Consider the following 16,583-nt stretch of genomic DNA (forward strand, 5'->3'; position numbering starts at 1 on the left):
TACACCAAAAGCGTGTCCGGGATTTTGTACGGGCACGCTTTTATCAATCATAAAAATCAGAAAAAGAGGGAAAAGAATGGACTTCAAAAATGCGGTCAAAGCATTACAGATTGGAAAAAAGGAAGGAAAAAAATTCCGCCTTTCTACGGAATTTGGGAAAAATCCGGAAGAAGAGCTCCCGTTTCCGGAATATCCGCGTCCGCAGATGCGCCGGGAAAACTGGACAAATCTGAACGGATGGTGGGAGTATGCGTTCACGGAAACGCAGAAAATGCCAAAACAGCGGGACGGAAAAATTCTCGTTCCGTTTTCCCCGGAGTGCGATGCGTCCGGCGTGAAGCGGCAGCTGCTTCCAAAAGAATATCTGTGGTACTTCCGCACGATTCAGCTTCCAAAAATTCCTGCCGGAAAACGGCTGCTGCTGCAGTTCGGCGCCGTGGATCAGGATGCGGTAATTTACTGCAACGGAAAGCGTGCCGGAGGCCATCTCGGCGGGTATCTTTCTTTTTCAGTGGATCTTACGCCGTATCTCAAAACGGGAGAGAACGAGCTTGCCGTCAAGGTGCGCGATGAGACGGACACGGACTGGAAGGGGCGCGGAAAGCAGAGCCTTACCCCGGGCGGCATGTTTTACACCGCGCAGAGCGGCATCTGGCAGAGCGTCTGGATGGAATGGGTGCCGGAGACGTATCTGGAACGCATCGTGATCACGCCGGAATATGATACGGCGAGCGTAAAAGTACGGGTTTTCCTCAACGGACCGGATGCGGGACTGACGAAAAAAATTACGGTGCGGGAGAGCGAAGCGCCGGATGCGAAGGTGATCTGCGTCCGGGAGACGAGAGAAAACGAGGCGGAGCTGATTCTCGGTAATTTTGCAGGCTGGAGCCCGGAACATCCGCATCTCTATGGGGTTTCCATTGAAGCGGGAGAAGACCGCATTGAGAGTTATTTCGGCATGCGCAAATTCGGCATTGGAAAAGATGAGAAAGGAATCACGCGTCTTCTCTTAAACGGAAAGCCGTATTTCCAGAACGGTGTCCTCGACCAGGGTTATTGGCCGGAAAGCCTCTACACGCCGCCGTCCGATAAGGCGATGGTTTATGACATTAAGACGGCCAAACGCCTCGGTTTCAATATGATCCGGAAACACCTGAAAGTTGAGTGCGCAAGATGGTATTCCCACTGCGACCATATCGGTATGCTGGTGTGGCAGGATATGATCAACGGCGGCGGCCGGTCGATCCAGACGTTCCTTTTGTACCTTCCGACCGTACTGCCGTTTGTGACAACGGAATTCAGGGATAACTGTTATCCGCTCTTTTCGCGGACCTCAAAAACGGGAAGAGAGTGGTGGAAGCGGGAGTGCCGCGAGACGGTTCATCAGCTTTACAATGCACCGTGCGTGTCGCTCTGGGTTCTGTTCAACGAGGGATGGGGACAGTTTGATGCCAGGGAGATGACAGAAATGGTGCGCGCTCTCGATCCGACGCGGCAGATCGACCACGCGAGCGGCTGGTACGATCAGGGAGCGGGGGACATCAAGAGCCTTCACAATTACTTTCGTCCGTTAAAAGTAAAACCGGAGGAGCGCGCGTTTGCTTTTTCTGAATACGGCGGCTATACGTATCCGGTACAGGAGCATCTCTACTCCGAAAAATCGTTCGGCTACCGCACGTACCAGAACCAGACACAGTACCAGAAAGCGATGAATGCACTGGCAGAAAAGATAAGAGAACTCACAGAACAGGGACTTGCCGCAGCAGTCTACACACAGCTTACCGATGTCGAGGAGGAGTCGAACGGCATCCTTACGTATGACCGGAAGGTATGCAAATGGGAACCACAGGAGGCAAAAGATTTTTGCTCAAAAGAATAATTTGGTAAAATTTTTGTTGACAAAGTGAGGATAAGTTGCTAATATATTGGATAAGGCGTTGGAAGTTGTAAGAAATTGCTGAAAATCCGCGGCGCCTGCGGATGGAGGAAAGTTGGTGTTTATGGAACAGAAAAGAACATTATCCCTGCTGGTGGATAATACGCCGGGACTTTTAAGCAGAGTAGCTGGTCTTTTCAGCCGACGCGGATACAATATCGAGACGATCACCGCCGGTGTGACAGCAGACCCGCGATACACAAGAATGACTGTTGTTCTGTACTGCAGTGATGAAATGATTCTGGAGCAGATCAAAAAACAGCTGGCAAAACTTGTCGATGTGCGGGATATCAAAGAGCTGAAGCCGGACGAGAGTGTCAGACGAGAGCTGATGCTGGTCAAAATCCGTGTGAATGAAAATGAACGCCGCAATGTCATCGCCATCTCCGATGTCTTCCGTGGAAGAATCGTGGATGTGGGACAGGAAAGCCTGATTGTAGAGCTGACCGGAAACCAGTCAAAGCTCGAAGGGTTCCTGAATCTGGTACAGGGATACGAAATCCTGGAACTGGCCAGAACAGGAGTGACAGGACTCTCCAGAGGAGCCCACGATGTGCGTTACCTCGATTAACGCAGATCACATTACATACGTTTGCTAGAGGAATGAAATTTTTGTATAGAAAAGTTCATTTCCCTGACAAACAGCAAAAGGCAGAAATGCTTTTCGCTGTATAAATTGGCCGACCTGCCGCCGGTCAAGACATTCTATATATTATGGAGGAAAATAAAATGGCAGCAAGACTTTTTTATCAGGAAGATTGTAATCTCTCTTTACTGGAAGGCAAAAAAATCGCAATTATCGGCTACGGAAGCCAGGGACATGCTCATGCACTGAACCTGAAAGATTCCGGCTGTGATGTTATTATTGGACTTTATGAAGGCAGCAAATCCTGGGCAAAAGCAGAGGCACAGGGATTCAAAGTATACACCGCTGCTGAGGCTGCAAAACAGGCTGATATCATCATGATCCTGATCAACGATGAGAAACAGGCTGCAATGTACAAAAAAGATATCGAGCCAAACCTGGAAGAGGGCAACATGCTGATGTTCGCTCATGGTTTCGCTATCCACTTCGGACAGATCGTACCTCCGAAGAACGTAGATGTAGCTATGATCGCTCCGAAAGCACCTGGCCACACAGTAAGAAGCGAGTATCAGGCTGGCAAAGGAACTCCTTGCCTGGTTGCTGTTGAGCAGGATTACACCGGAAAAGCTCTGGACAGAGCACTGGCTTACGGCCTTGGAATCGGCGGAGCAAGAGCTGGTCTTCTGGAGACAACCTTCAGAACTGAGACCGAAACAGACCTGTTCGGTGAGCAGGCAGTTCTCTGCGGCGGTGTATGCGCCCTGATGCAGGCTGGATTTGAGACTCTGTGCGAGGCTGGATACGACCCAAGAAACGCATACTTCGAGTGCATCCATGAGATGAAACTGATCGTAGACCTGATCTATCAGTCGGGATTCTCCGGAATGAGATACTCCATCTCCAACACAGCCGAGTACGGCGATTACATCACCGGACCGAAGATCATCACAGAAGAAACCAAGAAGACCATGAAGAAGATCCTTTCCGATATCCAGGATGGTACTTTCGCAAAAGACTTCCTTCTGGATATGTCCCCAGCAGGCGGACAGGCTCACTTCCGTGCAATGAGAAGAAAAGCTGCAGAGCATCCGTCAGAGAAAGTCGGAGAAGAAGTCAGAAAACTGTACAGCTGGAGCAACGAGGACAAACTGATCAACAACTAATCGGTTTGCTGTCAAATGATCCATATCGGGAGGCTGCCTTTGCGGGCAGTCTCCTTTTTTCGTTCTATCGTTTTATCATAGAAAAAACACTTCCGCGCCATGCATATCCCCCAATATGATAGGGCGCGGAAGTGTTATCTTTTCTGTATTCGTTTTTTTTATGCCTCCTGACGACAGGCAGGAAAAGCACGGTAGTATTTGATATAAGAACTTAAAATATCAAAAAATTCGGAATTGGTCGGTTTTGTCAGAACCGGATGCACAGAAAGCGAAAAGAGCAGATCACGGTTTCCGCGGGTCCAGCAGACGGAAATAGCGGTGCGGATGTCTCGTTCGACGCAGGAGGACGATACCTGAAACGTTTGCGCGATCTTTGGGTACAGCGTTTTGCTGACCCGAAGGAGATAATCTTCGTCTTCCATGCATAAAGCGATACCATAGGCGAGATAGCGAAATCCGCGGTATTTTGCACCAATTCCTAAAGAGTGTAGTAGAAAGTAAATTTCAGTTTCCATTACGATGTCTCCTTTTATTCAGTTTTTACATAGTCTTTGCAGACGGGCATGCCAGAGGTGAAAGTTTGTATGGCATACGATTTTCCCCTTTCACTTATGATACGTGGAAAACGTCGAAAAATTACATATTCAGAAAGAAAAAGTGACAATATAGTAAAATAAAAGAGAATATGACACGAAATAAAGAAATGAATGTAATGAAACGGGAGAGGGAAAAATAACATTGATTTTTCAGAAGTTCGCTGGTATAATGAAAACATGATTACGGGGTATGGCGTAGCTTGGTAGCGCGCACGGCTGGGGGCCGTGAGGTCGCAGGTTCAAATCCTGTTGCCCCGATCGGTAAGAGTGTCGTTTTACGGCACTTTTTTTCTTACGGACAAAGACGTGTGCGGAAGAAAAATGAATTGCGCAGAAAAAACAGGGAGGAAGTTATGGGGAAAGTAACGATACAGAGTATGGCAAAGGAGCTGGGATTGTCCCGGAATACGGTTGCCATGGCATTAAAGGATGATCCGAAGGTAGCTCCGGTGACGCGGGAGAGAGTTCTTCGGATGGCGAAAAGAAATGGCTATCTGGGCGAAAATGTATATGTGGAAGAAGTTCGGGCACCGCAGGAGAAGCATTACAATATTATGGTTCTGCGTACGCGGGATGCCGCTGTTTATTGGGACCGTGTCGTGAGCGGCATCTCCGAGGAGGCGAGCCTCAATAACTGTCAGACGCGCGTTGCGGTCGTGACGGAGCGGGAGGAGGAGAACGGCATTCTGCCGCTCGGCCTGAATGAAAATATCGATGCGATCTTCTGCATTAAAATGCTGCCGCCGGAATATATGCAGAAACTGGTAAATCTGGGATACCGCATTTTTCAGCTCGACCATTACTGCGGTATCGAACAGCGGCCGATGGGCGATATCGTGCGTGTGGACGGTGTGCAGCCGGTGAGTCTTCTGACGTCCCATCTGATCGGGCAGGGCATGACGCGGATCGGTTTCCTAAGTGAGCACAGCAGCACGTATGAGTCGATGCATGACCGGTATGTCGGTTTCCTTGCAGCGATGGAACAGGCGGGCATTCCGCTCGAGGAGGAGCTTGTGCGCCCCAATATGGAGAGCGATCATTTTTATTACCCGGAAAATTTTGACAAGATTGTGGCGAGCTACGATACACTGCCGGAAGCGATTGTCTGCGGCAACGATATGATCGCCAAAAGACTGACAGAATCCTTCCGGAAAATCGGCGTGCGCGTGCCGGAGGATGTGGCACTGACCGGATTTGATGATGATGAGGACCGGATGCTGTATCCGTTCTTCTCAACCGTTCATGTCGATACGAAGTGGCTTGGCCGCCGTATGGTGCATGAATTTTTATGGCGGGAGGAGCACCCGGAAGCGCCGAAAGAGCGGATTCTCGTTTCGGGGGAGGTTGTGGTGCGCCGTTCCTCGTGCAAGCGTCAGGGATAGAAAGAAATAGAAAAAACAGGAAAAAGTGAACAAAGAAAGAAAGCCAGGGACGCCCCGGCGGACGAGAAGAAAAACCGTCTGCCGGGGCGTTTCCGGCTCCCTTTTTGCAATGATTCAAATTCGTGCATAAATGCCATGTAGAAAAACACTAATTAGTAATGCAAAATGGTGCATTTAAGGAAAACTAAACTGAACAAAAACGCAAGAATAAAAACCTTGTTAATATCACACATTAAAAAATAATGGTGCAAAATAATGCATTATATCGCCGGAAGGAAAGGAGAGAGCGAAATGCAGAAATGGATGGAGGACCGCTGCAACCTGGATATCGATATCATTGCACTGCCGGGCTGGTCGGATGCAACATCCAAAATTTCCCTTCTGATGGGCGATGAGACACAGCGACCGGACATCATCTGGTGGTGGAACATGGAAGCTGACTATACGAAATGGGTAGACGCAGGCCTTCTGGTGGATGTTTCTCCGTATATGAAGAAATACACCAACATGGTTGACTACTACAACAGCGTAGATCCTGGCGTTATGTTCTATGCATCCGGAGACAACGGAATTTACCGTATCCCGGGCGACGTTGCAGAGCCGGCATGTGAGACTCTGTGGATCTGGAAAGACTGGCTGGACAACTTAGGACTGGCTGTTCCGACTACACTGGATGAACTCAAGGAAATCCACGGAAAACAGGTAGAGGATTACCAGAAATACCTGGAAGAGTACAACAAATAAAACAACGAAATCATGTATTAGAGCACCCGCCGGAGCCTCCTTTCCGGCGGGTGTATTTTTACGGAATCCTGCGTTTTGCGCTTGACAGAGATGGAGAAAAATGGTAACATAAGAGCCAAGTTAGGAAAAAGGCAAAGAAGAGGAATACTACATGGAGCTTCCGAATCCAGAAAGCTGTTGGGTGATGCGAAACAGCAGACGAATTCCGTGGAACTGACCTCAGAGCCGCTGCTCCCAAATTTAGAATAAAAAGAGTAGGTGCAGACGGAAACCCACCGTTAGAGGGGCAGGATATGCAGATGTTTCATCCGTATCCGCAGAGTGTACAGAGAAAATCTCTGTAAAACAGGAGTGGTACCGCGTAAGATAGCAAGTCTTTCGTCTCTTGTGTCAGAAGCCGACACAGAAGATGAGAGATTTTTTTATGCTTTCATCCCGAATTTATGTCGGCAGAATAAATTATATTTCACTTTCTGAGAGGAGAAAATCATGATGAATGTAAAGAAGTATCAGAAACAGTACTATATGCCGCCGGTTCCGTGCATGGACTGGGCAAAAAAAGACAGCATCGAGAAAGCACCGGTATGGTGCAGCGTTGACTTGCGTGACGGAAACCAGGCGCTTGTCATTCCGATGAGCCTGGAACAGAAGGTAGAGTTCTTCAAACTTCTTGTGGAAGTTGGTTTCAAAGAGATCGAGGTTGGCTTCCCGGCAGCATCCGAGACCGAATATGAGTTTCTCCGCACCCTGATCGAGCAGGATCTGATCCCGGAAGACGTAACCGTTCAGGTTTTGACCCAGGCGAGAGAGCATATCATCCGCAAGACCTTCAAGGCATTAAAGGGCTGCAAGAATGCTATCGTTCACGTTTACAATTCCACTTCCTATGCACAGCGTCAGCAGGTCTTCAAAAAGTCGAAAGAAGACATCCTGAAAATCGCCGTTGAGGGAGCGAAGCTCTTAAAAGAGCTGACAGAAGAGGCCGGCGAGAAATACCGCTTCGAGTACAGCCCGGAGAGCTTTACCGGAACCGAGCCGGAATATGCGCTTGAGGTGTGCAACGCCGTTCTCGACGTATGGCAGCCGACTGCAGACCGCAAAGCCATCATCAACCTGCCGAGCACCGTGGAGCTTTCCATGCCGCACGTTTATGCAAGCCAGGTGGAATACATGAGCAAAAACCTGAAATACCGCGATAATGTCGTTCTTTCCCTTCATCCGCACAATGACCGCGGCTGCGGCGTTTCCGATGCAGAGATGGGTATCCTTGCCGGAGCAGACCGTATCGAGGGAACGCTGTTCGGAAACGGCGAGAGAACCGGAAACGTGGATATTATCACGGTCGGCATGAACATGTACATGCAGGGCGTCGATCCGGAGCTTGACTTCTCCGATATGCCGAAACTCTGCCATGCATTTGAATCCTTCACCGGTATGAGCATCAACCCGAGAAGCCCGTACTGCGGATCTCTCGTATTTGCAGCCTTCTCCGGTTCCCATCAGGATGCGATCGCAAAAGGCATGCACTGGATCGAGGAGAAAGCACCGGATACCTGGACCGTTCCGTATCTGCCGATCGATCCGACCGATATCGGAAGAAACTACGATGCAGACGTCATCCGCATCAACAGCCAGTCTGGAAAGGGCGGTGTCGGCTATATTCTGGAGACGAAATACGGCCTGAATCTGCCGGCGAAGATGCGCGAGGCTATGAGCTATACCGCAAAATCCGTTTCCGATCATCTGCATAAAGAGCTGCGTCCGGATGAGATCTTTGAACTCTTTAAAGATACCTTCGAGAACGTAACGACACCGTACAACATCAACGGCGTTCACTTTAAACAGCTCGATGAGGGCAGAATTGAAGCACAGGTTACCTCCAATTACGAGGGCGGTGAGTATGCAACTGCATATGCAGAAGGAAACGGCCGTCTGAATGCTGTCAGCAACGCGCTGAAACAGCAGTACAATCTGCAGTATGATCTGGTCAGCTATACGGAGCACGCGCTGGAGCAGAGCTCAAGTGCACAGGCAATTGCCTACGTCGGCATCAAAAAGCCGGACGGAATCCTTTCCTGGGGCGCAGGCGTAGATCCGGATATCATCCGTGCTTCCATCGACGCGCTGGTAACTGCAATCAACAACCGATAAGAAAAGAGAGAGCATATGCTGTTTAAAAACAAAATTGAATACACCAAAGGAATGTTTGTGGAGATTTACGGCACCGAGATAAAAAAAGTACGTCTGGTACTGCGGATCATTACAGGGATTGCTGTTGTGGCTGCGATCGCTTTTATGATCTACGGTGCAGCAGCGCGGGGATTTATCATGCCGGGAGACTTCTTCAATCTTGGAATCTCCATTCTGATGGCACTTCTGTGTACGTTTCTGCCGAATCTGATGGCACGTTCACAGATGAAAAAATGCAAAAAGAGAGGACTCCTTGGAGAACGTACCCTTCGTTTTACTGAGCAGGTGCTCACAATGACATACGAAAAAGAGGGCAGAAGCACTGATATTCCGCTCGAAGAGCTGACAAAGGTGACGGAGTTTGACAACTTTATCCGGATCACCATCGGAGGCAGAAGCACCTTTCTCGATAAGAAACGCTTTGAAATCGGAGACGCGGCAGCGTTTGTGACCTGGGCGGAAGATAAAATCGCAGAGAATGCGGAAAAAGAGGAAGAGGCACTCGCACTCGAGGAGACAGAAAGGGAAGCTCCGGCGTTAGAAGACGGCGAAGCAAAAACGGAGGAGTCCGACGAAAATTAAATCATACATTCTGACAAAAAATATTTTGGCAGAATGGTGGAAAATGGCTGTGCATTTTTGTGCACAGTCATTTTTTGTATATTTTTGTTGTTTTTTCATACTTCATCCATTATAATAAGAGGAAGCGTACAGGTAAAACTAATCTGAAACGTATCCGGCCGGGAGTTAGAGAGGCTCTGCCGGGAGTCAAAGTGAAGGAGAGAAAGAGCATGGAAGTATTATACAAAAGTACCAGAGGCAATGGAGAAACCGTAACTGCATCCCAGGCAATCTTAAAGGGTCTGTCCGACGACGGCGGATTATTTGTACCGACCTCCATTCCAGCACTGGATGTTCCCATGGAAAAACTTGCGGCTATGAGCTATCAAGAAGTGGCATACGAGGTAATGAGCCGTTTTCTTACCGACTTTACAGAAGATGAACTGAAAAACTGTATTGCAAACGCATACGATGCAAAATTTGACACAGAGGAAATTGCACCGCTGACAAAAGCAGACGGTGTTTACTATCTGGAGCTGTTCCACGGCGCAACGATCGCGTTCAAGGACATGGCACTTTCCATTCTGCCGCATCTGATGACGACCGCCGCAAAGAAAAACGGCGTGAAAAATGAGATCGTCATCTTAACTGCTACATCGGGAGATACCGGAAAAGCAGCAATGGCAGGCTTTGCAGATGTGCCGGGCACCAGAATTATTGTATTTTACCCGAAGAACGGCGTAAGCCCGATTCAGGAAAAACAGATGGTAACACAGAAGGGCAAAAATACCCACGTTGTTGCCATCCACGGAAACTTCGACGACGCACAGACCGGCGTGAAGAAAATGTTTAACGACAAAGAGCTTGGAAAAGAGCTGGCAGATAAAGGTTTCCAGTTCAGCTCTGCAAACTCGATCAACATCGGAAGACTCGTTCCGCAGGTCGTCTACTACGTATATGCTTACGCAAACCTGGTGAAAAACGGAGAGATTGCAGACGGAGAAAAGATCAATGTAACCGTTCCGACCGGAAACTTCGGAAATATTCTCGCTGCATTCTATGCAAAACAGATGGGACTGCCGATCGCAAAACTGATCTGCGCTTCCAATGAGAACAAAGTTCTGTTTGACTTCTTCCGCACCGGCGTTTACGACAGAAACAGAGACTTTATTCTGACAACATCACCGTCCATGGATATCCTGATCTCGAGCAATCTGGAGCGTCTGATCTACCGCATCGCCGGAAACAGCGAAGCAGCAGACCGCGAGCTGATGCAGGATCTTGCAAAGGACGGAAAATATGAGATCACCGATGCGATGAAAAAAGAGCTGGCAGACTTCTACGGCAATTATGCATCCGAACAGGAGACAGCAGACGCGATTGCAAAACTGTACAGCGATACCGGATATGTGATTGATACCCATACCGCGGTTGCAGCGGCTGTATACGGAAAATACCGCGAGGAAACCTATGACGAAACCAAGACCGTCATCGCATCTACCGCAAGCCCGTATAAATTTACAAGCAGCGTTCTTGCAGCGATTGCACCGGAGTATGACACCCTTCCAGTACTGGAGCAGGTAGACAAGCTGTCTGCACTTGCCAATACCGAGATTCCGCGTGCGATCGAAGAAATCCGTACTGCACCGGTGCTTCATACGACAGAGTGTGATGTAGATCAGATGCCGGAGACTGTTCGGGCGTTTTTGAAATAAGATAAAGCAGGAGCAGAATTTTAAAACAGGCAGAGCACACAGCAGGCTTTGCCTGTTTTTGCAGGGAGAGAAGAATAAATAATGAAAAATAAAGTAATCAGGGGAGTACTGGCGGCAGCCTGCGTGACAACCGCTGTCAGTGCTGCGAACGTATTTGGAGCAGGCACAGAGCAGAGTCTGGTAAATGAGGCTTCTGCTGTTACACAGGAAGAAACAGAAGAAACATCGGAGGCGGAAACCACAGACGAAAATACGCCGGAGATGACAGAAACGGAGACGCCGGATTCGACAGCGGAAAATGCCGCCTCGGATCTTCCGGCGGCAGAAGTACAGAGCGGAAAGCCCGAAGAGACGGCGGTATCCGTGCAGGCTGGAAGCTATTACCCATGGGTGAATGAGAACGGGATCTGGTATTTTAAGGATCCGGATGGTACCATTGTCAAAGGAGCCTGGAGAGAGTACGACAAGAACCGTTACTACCTGAATAATGATGGAAAAATGGCGGTCGGCTGGAAAAAACTTGATGGAGCCTGGTATTATTTCCAAAGCTGGGGCGGTGTTTACCGGGATGCCTTTTACACCGTGAAAAATGTACCGTATTATTCTGATGCGGACGGAAAAATGGCGACCGGCTGGAAACTGATCGATGATGTGTATTATTATTTTGATGATCAGGGCGCGATGTACCGGAATCGTTTTTTTGAGTATGACAAGAATACGTATTATGTTGATGCGGATGGAAAAATGGCATCCGGGTTCGAACAGATTGACGGGATCTGGTATTACTTCCGAAGCTGGGGCGGCATGGCACAAAACACCTTTCTGACGCATAAAAATAATATTTATCATGTTGATACGGATGGAAAGATGACGACCGGCTGGCTGCAGCAGGATGGAACCTGGTATTATTTCCGAAGCTGGGGCGGCATGTACCGCAGCACCTTTTTCAAAGCACCGACAGGAAGTGCACTTTACTATGCCGATGAGAACGGAAAGATGGCTGTCGGAAAAAAACAGATCGACGGTGACTGGTACTATTTCAAGGACTGGGGCGGCATGTATCAGAATGCATTTATCAAAAACGGAACGAGTGTATGCCATGCGGCTGCAGATGGAAAACTGACCGTCGGCTGGCTGCAGCAGGGCAGTACATATTACTATTTTGATGAAACCGGAGAGCAGTATTTTGACCGCTTTTTTGAATATGACAACAATACATATCGTGTGAATGCAGATGGAAAGATGGTAACCGGCTGGCAGAAAATCAATGGTACGTATTATTATTTCCGGGGCTGGGGCGGCATGTACCGTAGTACCTTTTTCCAGCTTGGCGGTGAAACGTATTATGCCGATGCGGATGGAAAGATGGTGACGGGCTGGCTTTCGAAAGAGAACCAGTGGTATTACTTCCGGGAAAATGGTGCGATGTACCGCAATACTTTCTTTACGCATTTAAACAACAGTTACTATGCCGATGCCAACGGCGTGATGGTGACGGGAGAGCGGACTATTAACGGCGCTTCCTATTACTTTAAAGACTGGGGAGGGATGGCAAAGAACCAGTGGCTCAATGCACAGAAACGGATGGTAAGCGGTGATCCGCAGACGGGCTGGTATTACTTTGGAAGCGACGGAAAGATGGTAAAATCGTATTACGCTCTGCTGAAAAAGAACAGCAGCAACTGGTACTACAGCTTTGACGAAAACGGAGTGTGCATTCTCGGCTCGAGCCAGTATGTGCGTGCAAAGGACAGCGTAAGCGGAAAATATTATACGATGGAGCATCAGTATTACACGGATCCGTCTGTGAGTGACCGTGATTTCTTTGCGGCTATCTGCAGTGCGGAGGCGGGTGTCCAGAGAAAAACAGGTATGACGGCAGTTGCGATGGTCATCCGGAACCGGATGGCGGCACAGAATATTTCGCTCCGCACCGCGATTTATAAACAGCAGCAGTTTGAACCGGCGCGGAACGGAAGTCTGACAAACTATCTGACGGGAATTGCGGAGCAGAGCAGTTCGATTATCAATCAGCTGAAAAATAATGGAGCCTACGGTGCAGTGGATGAATCCCAGTCGATCATGGATGCATATCTGAAGAACGGCACAAAGCGTGTGATCCCGGGCTTTGGCGATACGAGAGATGATTTTGATTATCTATATTTCATGACTCCGAAAGCATTTAAAAATCTGAATATGGATAAAGAAAAATGTGTGACATATACATACACCTATAAATGGACAACTTCCAGCGGAACAGCGCGGGAAGATTCCCATATTTTCTTTGTGAACTGGGTGAAAAAACAGAGCTGATCGGACGTCATATCGAAAGAAGGGGCGAACAAAAGATGACATTACAGGAAACAATCGAACAGATCCATCCGCTTTCGAAAGAGGCGATGGATCGTGCCAAGGCTCACTGGGACGGCATTGCAAAGCCGCTCCACAGCCTCGGAAAGCTGGAGGACGTGCTCATCCAGATTGCCGGAATCACCGGAAAAGAGGAGATTTCGATTGAAAAAAGAGCACTTCTGACGTTCTGTGCGGACAATGGCGTTGTGGAAGAAAACGTGACGCAGAGCGGTCAGGAAGTGACAGCGACAGTTGCGGAAAATTTTCTGCAGGAGAAGGCGACAGCAGCCATTCTCTGCCGCAGTGCGCATGCGGATCTGTTTCCGATTGATATCGGAATGGCGCGCGATACGAAGGTTCCGCGGTATAAAGTTGCGTATGGAACAAAAAATATGGCAAAAGGTCCGGCGATGACAAGGGAAGAGGCCGTTCGTGCGCTTGAAACAGGAATCGCCGTGGCGGAAGAAAAAATTGCGGCGGGCTATCAGCTGATGGCAACCGGTGAGATGGGCATTGGAAATACGACGACGAGCAGTGCAATGGCAGCCGTTTTCCTGAATCAGCCGGTTCCGGAACTGACGGGACGGGGCGCCGGGCTTTCGAGTGAAGGTCTTGCGCGGAAAATTGCAGCGATTGAAAAAGCAATTGCCATCAATCAGCCGGATCCGTCCGATCCCATCGATGTGCTGGCAAAGGTCGGCGGTTTTGACATTGCCGGCATGGCGGGTGTCTTTCTTGCAGGGGCTGCACATGGCGTTCCGGTTGTGATGGACGGCTTTATTTCCTGTGTGGCAGCGCTTCTTGCTGCACGGATTGCACCGTTTGCAAAGGACTATATGATCGCTTCGCACGTATCGAAGGAGCCGGCGGCGCATCTGCTGCTTGCAGAGCTTGGAAAAGAAGCCTTCCTGCACTGCGATATGTGTCTGGGCGAGGGAACGGGCGCCATCATGCTTTTCCCGATTCTGGATCAGGCAAATGCCGTATACCGCGGCATGGCGACATTTGACGAGGCACAGATCGAAACGTATGTGCCGCTGACTTAAAAAAGGCAGGTGAAACGATGATACATCTGGTTACAGGCGGCAGCGGCAGCGGAAAATCGGCGTATGCGGAGCAGTGTATTCTGGATTTTGGCGGAACACGGAGGGTTTATATCGCAACGATGCAGCCGTTCGGTGCGGAAGGGCAGGCGCGTATTGCACGCCACCGGAAGATGCGCGCGGCAAAGAAGTTTTCGACGATTGAGTGTTATACGAATTTAAAAGAAGTGGAGCTGGAACCGGGAAGCGATGTGCTGCTCGAATGTATGTCGAATCTCACGGCAAATGAAATATTTGATCCATCCGGGGCGGGAAAAGCGCGGACGGAGGAGGAAATTCTTGCGGGCGTTTCCCGTCTGGCCCATCAGGCGCGGAATCTGGTTCTGGTGACGAATGAAATTTTTTCGGACGGATACCGATATGAGGAGGAGACGATGGAATACCAGCGGATCCTGGGAAACATTAATGTACGTCTGGCAGAGATGGCGGACTGTGTGACCGAGGTTGTGTATGGGATTCCCGTCAGAATAAAAAAAGAATAAGATGAAAACGATATGGAATAATTTTAAAGTGGCGTTTGCCATGTACTCGAAAATCCCGATGCCGCCGGCAGACTGGGAAAAAGAGAACATGAAATATGCGTTGTGTTTCTTTCCGTGGGTCGGACTGGCTGTCGGTGCAGTTTCGGCGGTGCTTTTCTGGCTGCTGCAGCAGATTGGCGCGGGAAGCATGCTGCGGGCTGCAGTGCTGACGGCAGTTCCGGTTCTGGTGACGGGCGGCATTCACCTCGACGGCTATCTGGATACGATGGATGCGTTAAGTTCCTGGAGAGAAAAACAGCGCCGACTGGAAATCTTAAAAGACCCGCACGCCGGAGCATTTGCGATTATTATGGGATGTCTGTATTTTGTACTGTACGCGGGCGCAGCCGGAGAACTTGTCTGGAAGATTTTTCCGGCGTATGCATTTGGCTTCGCAGTTTCGAGATCGTTCAGCGGTCTTTCGATCGCGTTTTTTCCAAATGCCAATCCGAAAGGAACAGCGGCAGCGTTTGGCATGAGCGCAGAGAAAAAAAGAACGGCGGCGGTGCTTGTTGTGACGATTTTTGCCGTGACGGCGCTCTCAGCTTCGTTCTGCGTCTGGGCGGCACTGGATGTACTGGTTGTATCGGCACTGGTATTCTGTTATTATAAATGGAAAAGCAGTAAGTATTTTGGAGGAATTACAGGAGATCTCGCAGGCTATTTCCTTTCGCTCTGTGAGCTGGCACAGCTCCTGTCTCTTGTGGTACTTTCTCTTGGAATGGAGAACTGGAAATGAAATTAGTAATTGGAGGGGCTTTTCAGGGAAAGCTTGACTTTGCAAAGAAGATGACCGGAAAAGAAACAGGATGGGCCGATGGGGCAGCAGTTTTGAAAGAGGAGCTGTCGGCATGTTCCGGCGTATATGATTTTCAGGAACTGGTCCGCAGATGGCTCCTTCTGGAAGAGGAGACCGGGACTGCACCGGAAGCGGAACTGGAAGAACTGCTGCAGAAAAATCCGGAAATCTGCATTGTTACGAATGAACTCGGTTACGGAGTGGTTCCGATCGAACCCTTCGACCGGAAATGGCGGGAAAAGACGGGGCGCATCTGTACGGAGCTGGCAGCAAAGGCTGATTCGGTAACCCGTGTGGTGTGCGGAATCGGAATCCTGCTGAAAGGTGAGGAAAAACATGATTAAAATTGCAATGATCCGCCATGGAAAAACCTATGGCAATACATTAGGACGGTATATCGGCGTGACGGATGAACCACTGTGTGAGGAAGGGAAAAAAGAGCTGGAACAGCGGACGATGGATACCGTTGAGCTTCTGTTCGTCAGCCCGCTGAAACGGTGTCTGGAAACGGCAGACATTCTGTATCCGTACGCCAAACAGGTCAAAATCCCGGAATTTGCAGAGTGCAATTTTGGTGAGTTTGAGAACAAAAATTATCAGGAATTAAAAGATAATCCGAAATACCAGGAGTGGATTGATTCCATGGCGACGCTTGCCTTTCCGGGCGGTGAGAGCCCGCAGCAGTTCAAGGACCGCTGCATCGCCGGCTTTGACAAGATGGTGGATACGTGTATCCGCCGCCATTACCGCAACGTGGCGATGGTGGTGCACGGAGGCACGATCATGAGTATCCTTGAGCAGTACGGCGTGCCACAGAGGAGTTACTATGACTGGCGAGTAGAAAACGGCTGTGGATATCATCTGTATCTCTCGGAGCAGAACTGGAAAATGGGCCGCAGAGAAGCTGTGGTGGAATCGGAGATAAGGCGGTAAAC

At 49.3% G+C, this 16,583-nt stretch carries 15 protein-coding genes, 1 tRNA gene and 1 other annotated feature; of the genes, 15 read left to right on the plus strand and 1 reads right to left on the minus strand.

Features of this window, described 5'->3' with window-relative positions; all coding sequences use genetic code 11:
• Positions 1-76 precede the first annotated feature (76 nt).
• The 3 genes from DWY63_RS01660 to ilvC all read left to right on the plus strand — a co-directional run bounded on the left by DWY63_RS01660 (position 77) and on the right by ilvC (position 3,685).
• Complete coding sequence (locus DWY63_RS01660) at positions 77-1,879, plus strand: glycoside hydrolase family 2 protein (RefSeq protein ID WP_117800950.1); 1,803 nt, start codon at positions 77-79, stop codon at positions 1,877-1,879.
• Positions 1,880-2,000: 121 nt separating this feature from the next.
• The gene (gene ilvN / locus DWY63_RS01665; protein ID WP_022462281.1) at positions 2,001-2,507 is read left to right on the plus strand and encodes an acetolactate synthase small subunit; all 507 of its coding nucleotides are present in this window, start codon (positions 2,001-2,003) and stop codon (positions 2,505-2,507) included.
• Between the two features lie 158 nt (positions 2,508-2,665).
• Positions 2,666-3,685: a ketol-acid reductoisomerase gene (gene ilvC, locus DWY63_RS01670; protein ID WP_022462282.1), complete on the plus strand. Its 1,020-nt coding sequence runs from the start codon at positions 2,666-2,668 to the stop codon at positions 3,683-3,685.
• 158 nt (positions 3,686-3,843) lie between these two features.
• Here ilvC and DWY63_RS01675 read toward each other — a convergent pair whose 3' ends face one another.
• A complete protein-coding gene (locus tag DWY63_RS01675) occupies positions 3,844-4,200 on the minus strand; it encodes a sporulation initiation factor Spo0A C-terminal domain-containing protein (protein WP_022462283.1) in 357 nt (118 codons plus the stop codon).
• 265 nt (positions 4,201-4,465) lie between these two features.
• Here DWY63_RS01675 and DWY63_RS01680 point away from each other — a divergent pair.
• The 12 genes from DWY63_RS01680 to DWY63_RS01735 all read left to right on the plus strand — a co-directional run bounded on the left by DWY63_RS01680 (position 4,466) and on the right by DWY63_RS01735 (position 16,581).
• Positions 4,466-4,539, plus strand: a tRNA-Pro gene (locus DWY63_RS01680).
• Between the two features lie 95 nt (positions 4,540-4,634).
• Complete coding sequence (locus tag DWY63_RS01685) at positions 4,635-5,663, plus strand: LacI family DNA-binding transcriptional regulator (protein ID WP_117800954.1); 1,029 nt, start codon at positions 4,635-4,637, stop codon at positions 5,661-5,663.
• Positions 5,664-5,954: 291 nt separating this feature from the next.
• Entirely contained in the window at positions 5,955-6,407 is a 453-nt protein-coding gene (locus tag DWY63_RS01690; protein WP_158568304.1) for an extracellular solute-binding protein, read from the plus strand.
• Positions 6,408-6,532: 125 nt separating this feature from the next.
• Positions 6,533-6,796 (plus strand) — a binding site (T-box leader).
• A 100-nt stretch (positions 6,797-6,896) separates the two neighbouring features.
• The gene (locus DWY63_RS01695; protein ID WP_173815685.1) at positions 6,897-8,558 is read left to right on the plus strand and encodes a 2-isopropylmalate synthase; all 1,662 of its coding nucleotides are present in this window, start codon (positions 6,897-6,899) and stop codon (positions 8,556-8,558) included.
• A 15-nt stretch (positions 8,559-8,573) separates the two neighbouring features.
• Positions 8,574-9,179 (plus strand): hypothetical protein, encoded by a 606-nt coding sequence (locus DWY63_RS01700; RefSeq protein ID WP_055218094.1) that lies wholly within the window; start codon positions 8,574-8,576, stop codon positions 9,177-9,179.
• A 209-nt stretch (positions 9,180-9,388) separates the two neighbouring features.
• Positions 9,389-10,873: a threonine synthase gene (gene thrC, locus DWY63_RS01705; protein ID WP_117760348.1), complete on the plus strand. Its 1,485-nt coding sequence runs from the start codon at positions 9,389-9,391 to the stop codon at positions 10,871-10,873.
• An 81-nt stretch (positions 10,874-10,954) separates the two neighbouring features.
• Positions 10,955-13,186, plus strand: a complete 2,232-nt coding sequence (locus DWY63_RS01710; RefSeq protein ID WP_117800963.1) for a cell wall hydrolase — start codon at positions 10,955-10,957, stop codon at positions 13,184-13,186.
• A 35-nt stretch (positions 13,187-13,221) separates the two neighbouring features.
• The gene (cobT, locus tag DWY63_RS01715; RefSeq protein WP_117760346.1) at positions 13,222-14,271 is read left to right on the plus strand and encodes a nicotinate-nucleotide--dimethylbenzimidazole phosphoribosyltransferase; all 1,050 of its coding nucleotides are present in this window, start codon (positions 13,222-13,224) and stop codon (positions 14,269-14,271) included.
• A 17-nt stretch (positions 14,272-14,288) separates the two neighbouring features.
• Positions 14,289-14,810 (plus strand): bifunctional adenosylcobinamide kinase/adenosylcobinamide-phosphate guanylyltransferase, encoded by a 522-nt coding sequence (locus DWY63_RS01720; RefSeq protein ID WP_117800966.1) that lies wholly within the window; start codon positions 14,289-14,291, stop codon positions 14,808-14,810.
• 1 nt (position 14,811) lies between these two features.
• Entirely contained in the window at positions 14,812-15,588 is a 777-nt protein-coding gene (locus tag DWY63_RS01725; protein ID WP_055226435.1) for an adenosylcobinamide-GDP ribazoletransferase, read from the plus strand.
• Positions 15,585-15,992 (plus strand): bifunctional adenosylcobinamide kinase/adenosylcobinamide-phosphate guanylyltransferase, encoded by a 408-nt coding sequence (locus DWY63_RS01730; protein WP_117800969.1) that lies wholly within the window; start codon positions 15,585-15,587, stop codon positions 15,990-15,992. Before DWY63_RS01725 ends, DWY63_RS01730 begins: the two co-directional genes overlap by 4 nt.
• Positions 15,985-16,581: a histidine phosphatase family protein gene (locus tag DWY63_RS01735; protein ID WP_117800972.1), complete on the plus strand. Its 597-nt coding sequence runs from the start codon at positions 15,985-15,987 to the stop codon at positions 16,579-16,581. Before DWY63_RS01730 ends, DWY63_RS01735 begins: the two co-directional genes overlap by 8 nt.
• The last annotated feature ends 2 nt before the right edge of the window (positions 16,582-16,583 follow it).

Origin of the sequence: Blautia sp. AF26-2 (assembly GCF_003460955.1) — a bacterium.
Taxonomy (GTDB): Bacteria; Bacillota; Clostridia; order Lachnospirales; family Lachnospiraceae; genus Fusicatenibacter; species Fusicatenibacter saccharivorans.